General features: G+C 69.2%; 15 protein-coding genes. 11 read left to right on the top strand and 4 right to left on the bottom strand.

The genetic code is table 11. The annotated features are described in order from the left end of the window. Window positions 1–112 precede the first annotated feature (112 nt). Both ACZ6QQ_RS25645 and ACZ6QQ_RS25640 read left to right on the top strand, forming a co-directional pair. Window positions 113–577 (top strand): winged helix-turn-helix domain-containing protein, encoded by a 465-nt coding sequence (locus ACZ6QQ_RS25645; protein WP_465879693.1) that lies wholly within the window; start codon window positions 113–115, stop codon window positions 575–577. Next, window positions 541–1,161, top strand: coding sequence for an IS630 family transposase (locus ACZ6QQ_RS25640; RefSeq protein ID WP_465879690.1), 621 nt, complete (start codon window positions 541–543; stop codon window positions 1,159–1,161). The genes ACZ6QQ_RS25645 and ACZ6QQ_RS25640 overlap by 37 nt, the downstream gene beginning before the upstream one ends. 95 nt (window positions 1,162–1,256) lie before the next feature. Here the strand turns inward: ACZ6QQ_RS25640 and ACZ6QQ_RS25635 are convergent, their stop codons facing one another. Then, window positions 1,257–2,255 (bottom strand): TolB family protein, encoded by a 999-nt coding sequence (locus ACZ6QQ_RS25635; RefSeq protein ID WP_465879688.1) that lies wholly within the window; start codon window positions 2,253–2,255, stop codon window positions 1,257–1,259. A 485-nt stretch (window positions 2,256–2,740) separates the two neighbouring features. Here ACZ6QQ_RS25635 and ACZ6QQ_RS25630 point away from each other — a divergent pair, with 485 nt between their 5' ends. Both ACZ6QQ_RS25630 and ACZ6QQ_RS25625 read left to right on the top strand, forming a co-directional pair. Beyond that, window positions 2,741–3,745: an AraC-like ligand-binding domain-containing protein gene (locus tag ACZ6QQ_RS25630; RefSeq protein ID WP_465879687.1), complete on the top strand. Its 1,005-nt coding sequence runs from the start codon at window positions 2,741–2,743 to the stop codon at window positions 3,743–3,745. Window positions 3,746–3,785: 40 nt separating this feature from the next. After that, entirely contained in the window at window positions 3,786–4,481 is a 696-nt protein-coding gene (locus tag ACZ6QQ_RS25625; protein WP_465879686.1) for a transposase, read from the top strand. A gap of 6 nt (window positions 4,482–4,487) precedes the next feature. On the opposite strand, the gene ACZ6QQ_RS25620 is transcribed toward ACZ6QQ_RS25625, so the two are convergent. After that, the gene (locus ACZ6QQ_RS25620) at window positions 4,488–5,363 is read right to left on the bottom strand and encodes an alpha/beta fold hydrolase (protein ID WP_465879685.1); all 876 of its coding nucleotides are present in this window, start codon (window positions 5,361–5,363) and stop codon (window positions 4,488–4,490) included. Window positions 5,364–5,614: 251 nt separating this feature from the next. Between ACZ6QQ_RS25620 and ACZ6QQ_RS25615 the strand changes: the two genes are divergently transcribed. Continuing rightward, entirely contained in the window at window positions 5,615–6,163 is a 549-nt protein-coding gene (locus ACZ6QQ_RS25615; protein WP_465879684.1) for a gamma carbonic anhydrase family protein, read from the top strand. Between the two features lie 53 nt (window positions 6,164–6,216). Here ACZ6QQ_RS25615 and ACZ6QQ_RS25610 read toward each other — a convergent pair whose 3' ends face one another. After that, complete coding sequence (locus ACZ6QQ_RS25610; RefSeq protein ID WP_465879683.1) at window positions 6,217–7,278, bottom strand: N-acetylglucosamine kinase; 1,062 nt, start codon at window positions 7,276–7,278, stop codon at window positions 6,217–6,219. A gap of 128 nt (window positions 7,279–7,406) precedes the next feature. On the opposite strand from ACZ6QQ_RS25610, the gene ACZ6QQ_RS25605 reads away from it, so the two are divergent. The 6 genes from ACZ6QQ_RS25605 (at window position 7,407) to ACZ6QQ_RS25580 (ending at window position 13,629) form a co-directional block, all read left to right on the top strand. Further along, window positions 7,407–8,324, top strand: a complete 918-nt coding sequence (locus tag ACZ6QQ_RS25605) for a MurR/RpiR family transcriptional regulator (RefSeq protein ID WP_465879682.1) — start codon at window positions 7,407–7,409, stop codon at window positions 8,322–8,324. Further along, entirely contained in the window at window positions 8,321–9,079 is a 759-nt protein-coding gene (locus tag ACZ6QQ_RS25600) for a sugar isomerase domain-containing protein (RefSeq protein WP_465879681.1), read from the top strand. Before ACZ6QQ_RS25605 ends, ACZ6QQ_RS25600 begins: the two co-directional genes overlap by 4 nt. A 22-nt stretch (window positions 9,080–9,101) precedes the next feature. Further along, entirely contained in the window at window positions 9,102–10,523 is a 1,422-nt protein-coding gene (gene ngcE, locus ACZ6QQ_RS25595; RefSeq protein WP_465879680.1) for an N-acetylglucosamine/diacetylchitobiose ABC transporter substrate-binding protein, read from the top strand. Window positions 10,524–10,542: 19 nt separating this feature from the next. Continuing rightward, a complete protein-coding gene (locus ACZ6QQ_RS25590) occupies window positions 10,543–11,460 on the top strand; it encodes a carbohydrate ABC transporter permease (RefSeq protein WP_465879838.1) in 918 nt (305 codons plus the stop codon). A gap of 56 nt (window positions 11,461–11,516) precedes the next feature. Further along, window positions 11,517–12,350: a carbohydrate ABC transporter permease gene (locus ACZ6QQ_RS25585; protein WP_465879678.1), complete on the top strand. Its 834-nt coding sequence runs from the start codon at window positions 11,517–11,519 to the stop codon at window positions 12,348–12,350. 76 nt (window positions 12,351–12,426) lie between these two features. Then, entirely contained in the window at window positions 12,427–13,629 is a 1,203-nt protein-coding gene (locus ACZ6QQ_RS25580) for a carbohydrate-binding protein (protein WP_465879676.1), read from the top strand. A gap of 255 nt (window positions 13,630–13,884) precedes the next feature. Here the strand turns inward: ACZ6QQ_RS25580 and ACZ6QQ_RS25575 are convergent, their stop codons facing one another. Continuing rightward, the gene (locus ACZ6QQ_RS25575) at window positions 13,885–15,003 is read right to left on the bottom strand and encodes an alpha/beta hydrolase (protein WP_465879675.1); all 1,119 of its coding nucleotides are present in this window, start codon (window positions 15,001–15,003) and stop codon (window positions 13,885–13,887) included. Window positions 15,004–15,039: the final 36 nt, after the last annotated feature.

Raw genomic sequence — 15,039 nt, 5'->3', positions numbered from 1 at the left:
TACAGAGGTTGAAAGGCCGAGGTCTGCTGTGGAGGCTCGTCGGCGGGTCGAGCTGACGCAGTCCCGGTTGATCATCTAGACCTGTGGGGTGAGGTATCCCGATGGTGGTGGTTTGAGCGCGGCTGCTCGGCAGCGTCGAGAAGCGGTACGCCGGCGGGCGGCCGAGATGTTCGCCCAGGGTGAGCCGACCACGCAGGTCGCGGCGCGGTTGCGGGTGTCGGAGAAGTCGGTACGACAGTGGCGGCGTGCGTGGAAAGCCGGCGGTGACGAGGCGTTGGCCTCGACCGGGGCGGGCGGGTCAACGTGCAAACTCACCGATGAACAGCTCCACCGGTTGGCCGAGGTCCTGGACGCTGGCCCGGCCGCGCGGGGCTGGGCGGACCAACGGTGGACACTGGCCCGCATCGCTGAGGTGATCCGCCAACTGTTCGGGGTCGACTACACGCTGCGCGGGGTGTCCTACCTGCTGCACCGCATCGGCTACACCGTTCAGGTACCGGCCCGGCGGGCGGTCGAACGCGACCCGGAGCAGATCGCCGGGTGGCGGCGGCGCCGGTGGCCAGCGGTAAAAGACTAGCGGCGGCGCGGGGTGCGTGGATCTGCTTCCAGGACGAGGCGGGTCAGACTCTGCGACCGCCGAAAGCCAAGACGTGGGCCAGGCGTGGGCGTACTCCGGTGGTCGGGGTGTCGGGTAAGGGCTCGGGTCGGGTCTCGATCGCCGGCCTGGTCTGTCTCAAGCCCGGCCACCGTGGCAGGTTCGGATGGCGCACCATCACCCACCGCGGCCGTAAGGGTGAGCGGAGCAGTTTCTCCGAGACCGACTACGCGAACCTGCTCGACCAGGTCCACCAGCGTCTACGGGCCCCGATCATCCTGGTCTGGGACAACCTGAACACTCACGTCAGTGCCGCGATGCGCGCCCTGATCGCCGCCCGGGCCTGGCTGACCGTGATCCGGCTACCCGCCTACGCCCCCGACCTGAACCCGACCGAGGGCGCCTGGGCACACCTGAAACGCGGCCTCGGTAATCTTGCCGTCCGAGGCGTCGATCACCTCGCCCAGGTCGTGAAACAGCGACTACGACACATCCAGCAACGACCCGACCTCATCGCCGGCTTCCTCGCCCAGACCGGCATGACCCTCGACCCGGAGAAAACCTGACCGATCAGACCTCAGCCTTTCAACCTCTCTAGTGGCTGAGGAGGCCGGCGCAGGTCTTCACCTCCACGGGAACCACGGCGCCTCACGGCCCGCTATCAAAGCGGCTCAGAATCAGTCTTCGGCCGAGCCGGCAGGTCCCGCGAGCTGGGCTCATCGCCGGTGTGGCTGGTGAGCCGTAGCGGGTCGGTCTGGGCGGCGAGGAAGATATTTGCAGACCGTGTGTTGGTCGTGAAGAGGGGTCTGAGGTCCCGGCCGTCACGATCGCTGTGTAGGAAGACAGAGAGGGGATCGTTGTATCCGCGACGGATTACGATGCGGTTGTCGAGGATCCCGCATGGACCACCCGACGATTGATTTGGATCGAAGGATATGTCGACGAACGCCCGGGCTGTGCCAGAGGACGCGTCGGCCAGCACGAAGGTGTTATCGGTGACATAGTTGACCATGCCCAGCTCGTGCTCGTTGAGCCAGCCAATGTGAGAATGAAAGTCGTAGCGGTGCTGAACAGAGCCGTCAGCTGTGCGTATGACCACCACGGTGTCCTGGTCGTTGTCGGATTCCACATGGTCGTACCAGATAAATGCGGCCGCGATGAGCTCGCCGTCGGGTGACCAGCTGATCCTGCTCTCCCAGTTGGTCCACATCTCGTCGTCGTCGGCCCACAGCCGTGTCGTGGTTCGGGCGGCGAGGTCGATCAGGTCCACGTACGGGCCTTCCTCGACCGAGGCCAGGACGGCGATCTTGCTTGCGTCCGGCGAGAGCGCCGCCGTGGTGCTACTAGGCACAGATGGCTCGTGATCGATCCAGTCGGGCTGGCCGGTTGGCAGGTCCAGCAGACACAGCCTCGTCTGTTCCTGGTCAGACTCCCTTGAGGAGTTGAAGAGGATCTTCCGCCCGTCGCGGCTGAGGTCGCAAACGGTCGGATCAGGCATAGCGGGGATGCCGGCAATCCGAACAAACTCCCCAGTTCTGTCATCGACTCCCGCCAGCAGCACGGGACGGCCGTCGGCGTCATGGTCGACGATCAGCATCCGTATCCGTTCGACCTGCCGTTCCGGCACACGCTCGAAATCGATGTGCGGTGGGTGACTCATCAAGTCGGATCCCCTTCCTGACCTCACAGTGCGGCAATGGTACGACCGTGGGCTCCCGCTGCCGTGGCCGAGTGGGCGCCTGACCGCTTGTGGAAGATCGCCGCGCCGCTGATCTCGCCCTCGCTGCGCCGTCGCCAGGGCGGTTGACCGACGCCGCGGTGACGACCGCTTCTCGACGCTGCCGAGCGGTCGCACTCAAACCACCACCATCGGGATACCTCACCCCACAGGTCTAGATGATCAACCGGGGCTGCGTCAGCTCGACCCGCCGACGAACCTCCACAACAGAACTCGGCCTTTCAACCTCTGTAGCTGATGTCGCGTGGGCTGGAGGTATCGTAGGAGTTGAATCTCTGCGCAGCCGGTCATGCATCCGTGTGGCGATTCCGTTGCACCACAACACGTCTGCGTTCGGCGAGGTTGAGCGTGAAGAGTCCGAGGATGTGGCGCCGCAAGCGTCAGTACGTCGATGAACCGTGTGAGGGATGACGATGCAACGCGCTCAGACGACGGCAAACACGAGGGATTATCCTACCAAGGACCGACTCGACTTTTTCCGCGAGCTGATATCCACCTCGCTCGCGCCAATGGACATCCGGGCTGAACGCTCGATCGACTTCATTGCCACGATGCGGTCAGTTGAGCTCGGCGCCCTCCAGCTGTCAATCTACCAATTTCCATCACTTGAGGTATTCCGCACCGCACGAATGATCAGACAATCTGATCCGGATATCTACAAGCTCAACCTGGTTCTCCACGGACGCGGTGTCGTCGACCAAGATCGCCGTATCTGTGTGGCCCGCCGAGGCGACTTCTGCTTCTACAACGTCTCAAGCCCGCACCAACTCAGCTACTCAGAAGAACCCGGTGCTCGCAATCAGAATACGGCAATCAGCGTCCAGATCCCCCGGGCGCTCCTATCGATTCCCAGCCAAAAGGTGAAGAGGCTCTTCGCGTCACCCCTGGTCTCCGGCCGAGCCGGCATCGTGGCCGTGCTGTCACAACACCTACTTCAACTGGCCCACAACGTCGAGCAGTTGCGACCCGCCGACGCAACACGCCTCGGCGCGATCACCGTCGACCTCATCGCGGCCACCCTCGCGCATCAACTCGACACCGAAGCGGCACTCCCTCCGGAGACCCGTCAACACGCAACCTACGCCTGCATCCTGAACTTCATCGACCGACACCTGGCCGACCCGGCGCTCACCCCATCGGCGATCGCTGCCGCCCACCACATCTCCCTGCGCACCCTGCACCGGCTCTTCCGGGCCCACCACACCACAGTCGCGGGCTGGATCCGCCACCGCCGACTCGACCGCTGCCGACGCGATCTCGCCGACCCCGCCATGGCCACCCACACGATCCACGCCATCGCCGCCCGCTGGGGGTTCCCAGACAAGGCGCACTTCAACCGACTCTTCGCCGCCGCCAACGGCATGACTCCAGGGACCTACCGGCAACACCAAACGGGTTTCACCTCCCCCTAAGGTGCCGCGTCGGAAAGCACTGACTGGGCTTCCCTGAGATGTGGACATCCTGAAACTGGATGTTGGTCCAGAGGAAGGGGTGTCCCGGTTGGGGCGTCCATCGAAGTACACGGAAGAGTTCCAGCGTGACGCGGTTGACCTGGTCCGCTCGTCGGGGCGGCCGATCAACCAGGTTGCCCGTGAGTTGGGGATGAGTCACGAGACTCTGCGGAACTGGGTCCGTAAGCAGGAGCGGCAGTCTGGGACGGGTACGGCGGTCTCCGGGGAGGGGCTGTCGGTGGCGGACAAGGACGCCGAGATCGCCCGCCTGCGGCGCGAGGCGGTTGAGCTGCGGCAGGAGAAGGCTCCGGGTTCTACCGCTGGACGGCCAGCGAACCGGCCCGGCAGGCTACGCACCGCTGCCGAGGATCTGCCCGGTATCCGGCAGCCACCGCTGCGTCATGGTCGGTCCACACAGCCGCCCATGATCGGCGGTGACTGTCGTCGTTCCCGCACCACATCAAGCCGCAGCTCAGCCAAAGGTCGGCGGCGAGCTGTCGTACCGGTGGCAGCAGTGTGCCTTCCTCCAACTCGCCACGTTGACAAGGTCGGTGATCTGGTCCCGGATCTGCACGTAGGGCGGCATCGGTTGACTTGGATCAATGATGATCAGCGGTTCCGTGTCGGTCGGCATTCGGAGCTGCCGACGGGCGCGCACCTGATCCAGCAGGCGTCGTGGGAGAACGTGTTGCGGTGAATTGGCTCAGGCGTTGTCGTGCACGAACGTCCGCATGTGCTCGGCGCACTCGGCCGCGTGCGTCTCCAACAGGAAGTGCCCGCCGTCGTAGATGTGCGCGTCCATGCGATCGAGGACGCGGTGGTAGGCGAGGACCTCCTCGACGTCGAAGTACGGGTCGTGCCGTCCCCACAGCACGAGCGCCGGCGGCTGATGAGCCCGGTGGTACGCGGCGAGCTCACCGAAGCGGGCGACGTGGTTGGCGTAGTCGCTGAACAGCGCGAACTGCGCGTCGATGTTGCCGGGTCGGCTCATGCGCTCCCAGTCGAGGTGCCACGATTCCGGAGGTTGCAGCGTCCGCATGTGATCGGGCAGCCCGGCGAGATACTGGTCCCGGGTGCCGGCGAAGTTCAACCAGTCCGGCAGCTCGGCACGCTTGTCGTCGGTCGGGTCGGCCCAGTACGCCTTGGCGCTGTTCCACTGCTCGCCGAGGCCGTCCTCGTGCGCGTTGCCACTCTGGACGATAATGCCGCGGATGCGATTCGGGGCCCGGGTGATCAGGTGGTATCCCACCGGAGCGCCAAAGTCGTGCAGGTAGACGAAGAAGCGCTCGACCCCGAGTTGGTCGAGTAGGTTCTCGACCGTCCGTGACAGGTTCTCGAAGGTGTAGGCGTACTCGTCGATGGTGGGCGACGAGGACATGCCGAAGCCGGGAAGATCGGGCGCGATCACGTACGCGACGTCGGCCAGTATGGGCATGACCTCACGGAACGTGTGCGACGAGCTCGGGAACCCGTGCAGCAGCAGTACGGCCGGCTCACCGGGGCGCCCGGCCTCGCGGAAGAACACCTCCAGGCCATCGACAGCGGCCTGGCGATGGCGGACCTTCTGGATCACCTGCACTGCGTCCTCCTCCTACAACCCGTTGGCGAAGGTCACCCCCGCCGAGCCCTGGTCGAGCTGCTCCCTGGCCCATCGTGCCCGACCTGAACCTCGACCGCCCGACTCGCCGCGATACCCCGCAACCTGACGATCAGCGGCCAGCAGCGCCAGATGTTGTCCGGCCACGGCCGGTAGGCAGGCGTCCCCGGAGCGCTTCGATACGATTCCGGCCTGGTAGCGGCACCGCGCCGCGACCGGTCGGGGAGGTAACCGTGTCAGGTGAGCCGTTGGTGTTCGACTACCTCGACCGGCACCCGCAGATCGATCCCGAAGCCTGGGTGGCGCCCGGCTGCACGGTGATCGGCTCGGTCCGCCTGGCCGCCGACGCGAGCGTCTGGTACGGCTCCGTACTCCGGGGCGACACCGAGCAGATCAGCATCGGGGCGGGTAGCAACATCCAGGACGGTTGTGTGGTGCACGCCGATCCGGGCTTTCCCGCCACGGTCGGCGTCGGTGTCTCGGTCGGGCACCGGGCCGTACTGCACGGCTGCACGGTCGAGGACGGTGCGCTGGTCGGGATGGGCGCGGTGGTGCTCAACGGGGCCCGGATCGGGGCCGGTTCGCTGGTGGCCGCCGGGGCGGTGGTGCTGGCCGGGACCGTGGTGCCACCCGGTTCGATGGTCGCCGGGGTGCCGGCGAAGGTACGCCGGCCGCTGACCGAGCCGGAGCGGGCCGACCTGCGGCGTACCGCCGAGCAGTACGTCGAGCGCAGCCGCTCGCACGCCGAGGCGACCCGAGCACGGCAGGATCCGAGGACGTAGCCAACAGCAGGATCCGAAGAAGTAGGCAACGGCAGGATCCGAACGGGTGGGGATCAGCCGCTGACCAGTCGGGCGTGCGTCTGCTCGTCCAGCGCGCTGTCGCGTACCCCTGCGGTTGGATTTTGTGGGGTGGCCCGGCGGATGGCGAGCCAGGCGGCCCCGGCGGCACCGTCTCCGGCGAGTACGCCGGGTCGACCCAGCCAGGCGACCAGCCGTTGCTGCACCCTGACCCGGATCTCCGGCACTCCGGTGAGCAGACCGCCCGCGAGCACCACCGGTCCGGGTGCCGGGTGCAGCGAGACCAGGGTGTCGGCGAGCCGGCGTGCGGCGGTCTCCACGATGTCGAGGGCCATCGGATCGCCGGCCCGTGCGCAGTCCACGACTGCCGGTGCGATCGCCGCGACGTGCTGGCGGTCGAGTTCGTAGAACCGGGTCACGAACGCCTCCGGTGCGGTCGCGCCGACCCGCTGGCAGACGGCCCGGACCAGTGCCCCCGGTTCGGCCGGTCGCGCCTCCGGCTCGACCACCAGCGCTCCAGTTGAGGCCGGCAGTGCTCCAGGCGAGGGCGGCAGTGCTCCCGGCTCGGTCGGTTCGTCCTGGTAGAGGGCTCGTGCGGTGGCTTTGACGGCGGCCAGGCCGAGCCAGTAGCCGGAGCCCTCGTCGCCGAGCAGCCAGCCCAGGCCGTCCGCGATCCGGACCACCGTGCCGTCCCGGACAACCGCCGCGACCGCGCCGGTGCCGGCGATCAGCACCGTGCCGGTGTCGGCCGGGGTGCCGGCCGCGAACGCGACCACGGCGTCACCGACCGACCACATCGGACAAGCTAGCCCGGCTCGGGACCAGTGGTCGGCGTAGCCGGCGGCGACCTCGGGGTCGTCCAGTCGGGAGACGCCGGCCAGGCCGACCACTCCGCCGACGATCCGGCCCGGGTCGTGGCCGGCGAGCGCGGATCGGATCGCGGCACCGAGCGCGGCGGCGGCCTGCGCCGGGTCGGTGGCGATCGGGTTTCCGCCGCCGGCCTGGCCCCGGCCCACGATCCGGCCGTCCAGGGTCGCGACGACGACGCGGGTCGCGGTGCCCCCGGCGTCGACGCCGAGGACGAGGGGAGTGGTCACCCTGCCGATGGTGCGGGCTGCCGGTGGCCCACCACAAGGGTACGGATCGAAAAAGTTAAAGGTATTGACGTGTGCGCCACAGTGGTCATAGTTTTTCTCACCAACACGTGACGGTGAAAGGAATGTTGATGGAGGAGAGCGGACTGCTGGGCCGGGTGCGTACCGAGCTGAGTGCGCTGCCGGTCGCTTTGCAGCGGGTCGCCGAGCAGATCCTGATCGCCCCGGAGGAGGCCGCTCGGGCGACCATCATCGACCTGGCCGAACGCGCCGGCACCTCCACGGCCACGGTCACCCGGTTCTGCCGGGTCTTCGGCTACCGGGGCTACGCCCAGCTGCGGGTCGCCATCGCCACCGAGACCGGACGAGCCGCCCAGGCCCGCTGGGACACCGACATCGACCGTGAGATCGGCCCCGACGACCCCCTCGACCACCTGCTCGAAGTCGTCGCCAGCGCCGACGCGCGGGCCATCCAGGACACCGCCGGCCAGGTCGACCTCGCCGCCGTCGACCGGGTCGCCGCCGCCGTCGCGCAGGCCCAACGGGTCGACCTGTTCGGCTTCGGCAGCTCCGGCAACGCCGCGCGGGAGATGGCCTTCCGGTTGGAACGCATCCGGATCCCGGTCTGGCACCGGGCCGACGCGCACAGCGCGCTCACCAACGCCGCCCTGCTCGGACCCGGCGACGTCGCGATCGGACTGTCGCACAGCGGGCGTACCCGCGAGGTGATCGAGGTGCTCGCCGAGGCCGCCGACCACGGCGCGCTCACCGTCGCGGTCACCTCGTTCCCCCGCTCACCGCTGGCCGAGGTCGCCGACGTGGTCATGACGACCGCCGTCCAGGAGACGACGTTCCGGCTGGCCGCGCTCTCGGCCCTGCACTCCCAACTGCTGGTGCTCGACCTGATCTACGTCGCGGTGGCGCAGCGGACGTACCAGCGGACCACCGAGGCGTTCGAGGTCACGGCACGCGCCGTCGACGCCCACCGGCTGCCGGACGAGTCGCAGCGGGCGGCTCGTCGACGTGTCAAAACCACGGAGGGGTCATGACCACCACCATCAGCGCACCGGCCTACGTCGACGCCGTCACCGCGGCGATCGCACGGGTCACCGGCACCCAGGCCGACGGCGTACGGGCCGCCGCCGCCCTGATCACCACCGCTCTCGACCAGGGCGGGGTGGTGCAGGCGTTCGGCTGCGGGCACTCCGAGGCACTGTCGATGGAGATCGCCGGGCGGGCCGGCGGACTCGTACCCACCAACAGGATCGCACTGCGGGACCTCGTCCTCTACGGCGGCGCCGACCGGGCCGTGCTCGACGACCCGTACCTCGAACGGGACCCGGCGGTGGCCCACCGGCTCTACGAGCTGGCCCCGGTCAAGCCCGACGACGTCTTCGTCCTCACCTCCAACTCCGGCGTCAACGGCGTCATCGTCGAGTTCGCCCTGCTGGTCAAGGAGCACGGCCACCGGCTCGTCGGGATCACCTCGCTCGACCACACCGCACGGGTCGAATCGAGGCACCCCTCGGGGCGGCGGCTCGCCGACATCGCCGACGTCGTACTCGACAACGGAGCGCCGTACGGCGACGCAGCCCTGCCCATCCCCGGCGGCGGTGCCGTCGGAGCCATCTCGTCGATCACCGGAGCGCTGCTCGCCCAGCAGATCGTCACCGAGGTCGTCGCGCACCTGCTCGCCGCCGGCCAGACCCCACCGATCTACCTGTCGGCGAACGTGCCCGGCGGCGACACCCACAACCACGAACTCGAAGCGCGGTACGCCGGGCGTATCCGACGCACCGCCTGACCAGAAGGCGAGGCCGCCGACCATGGACCCCTCTTCCACCCCGGTCGTACGCCGTCCCAACCGACGCACCCTGCTCCGAGCCGCCGGCATCGGCCTGGCCGCCCCGGCCCTGACCGGCTGCGTCACCAGTGCCGGTGACAACGACACCTCCACCGCCGCCAAGGGCGCGACCAGTGCCGACAACCCGCTCGGCGTACCCGAGAAGACCCCGCTGGAGGTGGTCATCTTCAAGGGCGGGTACGGCGACGACTACGCGATCAACGCCGAGAAGCTCTACGAGCAGCGGTACCCCAGCTCCAGCGTGGACCACAAGGGCATCCAGAAGGTCGGCGAGGCGTTGCAGCCCCGGTTCGTCGCCGACACCCCGCCGGACGTGGTCGACAACACCGGAGCCGGTCGGCTCGACCTCGCCACCCTGGTCGGCGCGAAGAAGCTCACCGACCTGACCGAGTTGCTCGACGCGCCGTCACTCGACGACCCGGCCCGCAAGGTACGCGACACCCTGCTGCCGGGCGTGGTCGAGGACGGCACCCTCGACGGCAGGGTGTACTCGCTCAACTTCACCTACACCGTCTGGGGTCTCTGGTACTCCAAACCGTTGTTCGACCGGCACGGCTGGACCTACCCGACCACCTGGGAGGGGATGCTCGCGCTCTGCGCGGAGATCAAGAAGGCCGGCATCGCGCCGTGGACGTACCAGGGCAAGTATCCCGAGTACCTGAACGACCCGCTGCTCGCCATGGCGGCCAAGGCCGGCGGGCCGGACCTGGTCAAGGCGGTGGACAACCTCCAGCCCGGCGCGTGGAAGCAGCAACCCCTGCTCGACGCGGCCACCGCCGTCGCCGAACTCGCCGGCCGGGGCTACCTGCTCTCCGGCTCCGAGGCGCTGTCGCACACCGAGGCGCAGGCCGCCTGGTCACAGGGGAAGGCGGCGATCATCCCCTGCGGGTCGTGGCTGGAGGCCGAACAGAAGGGTGTCACCCCGGACGGCTTCGACATGGTGATGGCCGCCGTACCGACGCTCGGGGCCGGGGACCGGCTGCCGTACGGCGCGTTGCAGGCCGCCAGCAGCGAATCGTTCCTGGTGCCGGCGAAGGCGAAGAACCCGCGCGGCGGGCTGGAGTTCCTCCGGATCCTCTTTTCCCAGCGGGCCGCCCGCACCTTCGCCGAACTCAACAGCACCCTGCCCAGCGTCGCCGGGGCCACCGACGGCCTGACCGTCAGCAGCGGGCTCGGCTCGGTCCGGTCCGCCGTACAGGCCGCCGGGGCGAACACCTTCACCTACCGGTTCCGCACCTGGTACGCCCCGCTGGCCAAGGCCGTCGACGACGCCACCGGCGAACTCGCCACCCGACGGGTCACCCCGGCCCAGTGGGCCGACCGGATCCAGCAGGCCGCCGACGCGCTGGCCAGGGACACCACCGTCGCCAAGTACGCCCGGTAGGGGCGGGGCGATGGCAGCCATGCGGCACGGCAAATACCGGTTCCTGGCCGGCGCGATCCTGCCGGGGCTGCTGTTGTACGCGGTTTTCGTGCTCTCCCCGTACGCGCAGGCGTTCTACCTGTCGCTGACCGACTGGACCGGGGTCTCCGGCGAGGTGCGCTTCGTCGGGCTGGACAACTTCCGGCGGCTGCTCGACGACCGGCTGTTCCTGGCCGCACTGCGCAACAACGGGCTGATGCTGCTGGTCGTACCGCTGGCCACCATCGTGCTCGGCCTGCTGCTCGCCGCGCTGGTCAACTTCGGCGGCCGGCGTGGCAGCACCGCCCCGGCCGGGATCCGGGGCGGCGAGTTCTACAAGATCGCCTACTTCTTCCCGCAGCTGCTCTCGCTGCCGATCATCGCCGTGCTGTGGCAGTTCGTCTACCACCCCAACGAGGGACTGCTCAACGGCCTGCTGCGGGCCGTCGGCCTGGACGCGCTGGCGCACGCCTGGCTGGGTGATCCCGCACTGGCGCTCTGGGCGGTGATGGCGGTCCTGGTCTGGTCGGCGGTCGGCTTCTACATGGTGCTCTTCTCCGCCGCGATGGAGTCGATCCCGCGCGACGTGCTGGAAGCCGCCGTACTCGACGGTGCCGGGCGGCTCGCCACCCTGCGCCGGGTGGTCGTCCCGCTGCTCTGGGACAACATCCAGGTCGCGTTCGTCTACCTGGGCGTCCTGGCCCTGGACGGGTTCGCGGTGGTGCAGGTGATGACCGCCGGACCGGGCGGACCGGACGGGGCCACCGAGGTGATCGGGCTCGGGCTCTACCGCAGTGCCTTCACCTACGGCAAGTTCGGTTACGCCGCCGCGATGGGCGTGACGCTGTTCTTCCTGACCCTCGCGTTCGCCGTGATCGCGCTGCGGGCCAGCCGACGGGAACGGGTGGAACTGTCGTGACCGCGCTCGTCGACCGGTCGGCGCGACCGGTCACTCCTGCCAGGCGGGACAGACCGGTGACCCGCTCCGGGCGGCCCGGCGACGTCGCGGCCCACCTGTTCCTGGTCGGCTGGGCGGTGCTGGTCACCGTACCGCTGCTCTGGGCGGTGGTCAGCTCGCTCAAGACCGACCGGGAGATCCTGACCAGCCCGTGGAGACTGCCGACGCAACCACAGTTCGACAACTGGTCCCGGGCGTGGACCCAGGCGTCGATCGGCAGCTACTTCGTCAACAGCGCGATCGTCGTCGGTTGCGCGCTCATCCTGACCATGCTGCTCGGCTCGCTGGTCGCGTACGCGCTCGCCCGGTACACCTTCCCCGGCAACCGGCTGCTCTACCACCTGTTCGTCGCCGGCATCCTCTTCCCGGTCTTCCTCGCCCTGGTGCCGCTCTTCTTCGTGGTCAAGCAACTCGGACTGCTCGGCACCTATCCGGGGCTGATCCTCGTCTACACCGCGTACGCGCTCCCGTTCACCGTGTTCTTCCTGCACTCGTTCTTCCGTACGCTGCCCACGGCGATCGCCGAGGCCGCCTTCATCGACGGCTGCTCACACGCCGGGGTGTTCTTCCGGGTGATGCTGCCACTGGCCCGGCCGGGCCTGGTCAGCATCGGGATCTTCAACTTCCTCGGGCTGTGGAACCAGTACCTGCTGCCGCTCGTGCTCAACCCCGACCCCGACCGGTACGTGCTCGCCCAGGGGCTCGCGGCGCTCTCGGTCAGCCAGGGCTACCGCAGCGACTGGAGTGGACTGTTCGCCGGTCTCACCATCGCGATGCTGCCGGTCCTCGCCGCCTACGTGCTCTTCCAGCGTCAGATCCGCTCCGGCCTCACCGCCGGCGCGGTGAAGTAACGCCCACTGCGGCACGCCACGGCCGACCACCGTCGTCCGGCCGTACCCATCCTTCGATCCACTGTGAGGAGACCCCGTGTCCACGAAACCCACCGTGAGAAGTCTCGCGGCCGGTGCGGCGGCCGTCCTGGCCGCCGGAACCCTCGCCGGCATCACCGCGACCGCCTCCGCCGGCACCGCCCCGGTCGGTGCCCCCGCCATCGCCGCCAACTGCGGCGTCCTCTTCGACGACTTCACCTACGCGTCGTCGTCGGACCCGGCGATCGCCGCCCGCAACTGGACCGTACGCACCAACGCCGGCGGACCGGGCGTGCCCGGCGCGGCCTGGCCGGCGGCGAACGTCAGCTTTCCCACCGACGGCGGGCAGAAGGTCCTCCAGTTGACCGCCAAGACCGACGGTACGGCCGGCGGCACCAGCCACGCCGAGTTCTTCCACCAGCGCAAGTTCTTCGAGGGCACCTACGCCAGCCGGGTCCGGTTCACCGACGCGCCCGTGTCCGGCCCGGACGGTGACCGCCTGGTCGAGACGTTCTTCACCATCACCCCGCTGGACCGGCCGCTCGACCCGAACTACGGCGAGATCGACTTCGAGTACCTGCCGAACGGCGGGTGGGGCGAGCAGGGGCCGATCTTCTACCAGACCACCTGGGAGACGTACCAGAACGAGCCGTGGCGGGCCGACAACACCCACACCGCCCAGCGGACCAGCTTCAACGGCTGGCACGACCTGGTCTTCACCGTCTCCGACGGTCGGGTGAAGTACTTCGTCGACGGCGTGCAGGTCGCCGACCACGGGGACCGCTACTACCCGGAAACCCCGATGTCGATCAACTTCAATCTGTGGTTCATCGACCTGCTCGGCCGTACCGGCACCGGGCTGGCGACCTACATCCAACAGGTCGACTACCTCTACTACGCCGACCGGGAGGTGATCACCACGGCCGAGGCGAAGAGCCGGGTCACCGCGTACCGGACGGCGGGCACCAACCACGTCGACACGGTCGGCGCCGGTGGCACCTGTACCACCACCCCGCCGACCACCCGTCCGCCGACCACGCCTCCGACGACCCGTCCGCCGACCACCACACCGCCGACCACCACACCGCCGACCACCGCGCCGCCGGCCAACTGCGCCGCCGCCCCGGCCTGGGACTGGGGGACCGTCTACCTGGAGGGGGCCCGGGTGAAGCACAACGGGCGGCTGTGGCAGGCCAACTGGTGGACCCAGGGCTCCGAGCCCGGCCTGACCGCCCAGTGGCGCGACCTCGGTCGCTGCTGACACCGGCACCACCCGGCGGGCTCCGTCCGTCCCATGTCGGCCGCGTCCGTCGCGTCCGCCTGCGGACGTCCAGCGGCATCGTGTCCAGGGAGCACCGTGTCCAGGGGCATCGTGTCCAGGGAAACGCGGCCCGGCGTGGGCTCTCCCGTCGTACCGGTAACGGTCGGCAGGAGAGCCCGTCGGTGCGTCAGATGATCGTGCCCCGTCCGGCCGTGCGGCGTGGAGCGGTGGCGGATGACGCCCCGGAGGGTGTTGTCACCAGCCCGACCCCAGGAACCGGAGGACCTCGGCGAGGAACTGGTCGCGCCCGTGGTCGCCGCGGTCGAGGTGCGCGTAGTGGGTTGCCCCGGCCAACTGCACGCTGCGTACGCTGCGGGCGTGCACGAGATGCTCCGCCAGCGTCGTGGGGTCTTCCGGTCGGCTCCAGAAGTCATGCTCGCTGCGCAGCACGAGCGTGTGTGCGGTCACCAGGCTCGCGTCCCACAGTTGACGGCCGGTGGCCAGGTAGAAGCTGTCCTCCAGAGCGCCGGACGGCGCGCGAAAGCTCGCCGGTTCACGGCTGCTGCTGGTCGGGTCGGAATCCAACGCCGCCCGCTGATAGGCCGCCGCCACCGCCGGGTCGCGCCAGACGCTCTTGTCCGGCGTCGGGATGCTGCTGTCCCACGACGGCAACAGGCTCGCCGCGGTACTGGTGCGGTAGGCGCCGTAGTTGGCCGCGTTGAACCGGCCGGGTCGGTTCGGGTCCTCGTAGCCGCTACCTCGTCCCATGGTCGGATGGGTGTCGCTCGCGCCGTAGAGGGAGTTGTAAAGCACGAGATGGCTGACCCGCGCCGGGTTGGCGGCGGCGTACTGGCCGAGCCAGTGGCCGCCGGTGGCCCAGCCCAGCAGCGCGACCCGGCCTGACCGGTCGCCTGCCCGGTTCCGTGCGCTGATCATGTCGACGACGGCGGCCACGTCGCGTACCACCGCGTCGGAACGGACTGCCGGCGGGTTGGCCTGCGGCGGTTCGGACAGCTCTGCCGGGCGGGTCGAGCCACCGTAACCGCGCGCGTCCATCACGTAGACGCGGTGCCCGGCAGCGGCGAGGTCCACAGCAAGCGAGCCGCCGGGTACCGGCAGATCGAAGCTTGCCGGCCCGGGCACCCGGGCCCCGTGCAGCAGCAGGACCGGCGGGCGAGCGGGGGACGGACGCGGGTCCCGTGGCCGGACCTCCCGCACGGCGATACGAATGCCCGGGTCGCTGGTCACGTGCAGTTCGCTGCGGACCGGGTCGGCGCCGGGGGCGTCGGCGAGGGTGGTGGCCGAGGCGGCGGTACCGCCGGGGAGCAGGGCCGCGACGGCGGCCGCTATCACTTTTGGACGGCTGACGGGCATGGCGGGCGCTCCTGACTGAACGGGTCCCGCCGTGCG

This window comes from Micromonospora sp. NPDC049529 (assembly GCF_055586685.1).
Note: the sequence above shows the minus strand (reverse complement) of the source record. Positions and strands in the feature narration are given on the sequence as shown.

Bases quoted from the DNA above. Each gene is read 5' to 3' on its own strand.
- ACZ6QQ_RS25635 (WP_465879688.1), bottom strand. From the start codon at position 2,255: ATGAGTCACCCACCGCACATCGATTTCGAGCGTGTGCCGGAACGGCAG.
- ACZ6QQ_RS25630 (WP_465879687.1), top strand. From the start codon at position 2,741: ATGACGATGCAACGCGCTCAGACGACGGCAAACACGAGGGATTATCCT.
- ACZ6QQ_RS25605 (WP_465879682.1), top strand. From the start codon at position 7,407: ATGGAGGAGAGCGGACTGCTGGGCCGGGTGCGTACCGAGCTGAGTGCG.
- ACZ6QQ_RS25600 (WP_465879681.1), top strand. From the start codon at position 8,321: ATGACCACCACCATCAGCGCACCGGCCTACGTCGACGCCGTCACCGCG.
- ngcE (WP_465879680.1), top strand. From the start codon at position 9,102: ATGGACCCCTCTTCCACCCCGGTCGTACGCCGTCCCAACCGACGCACC.
- ACZ6QQ_RS25590 (WP_465879838.1), top strand. From the start codon at position 10,543: ATGCGGCACGGCAAATACCGGTTCCTGGCCGGCGCGATCCTGCCGGGG.
- ACZ6QQ_RS25575 (WP_465879675.1), bottom strand. From the start codon at position 15,003: ATGCCCGTCAGCCGTCCAAAAGTGATAGCGGCCGCCGTCGCGGCCCTG.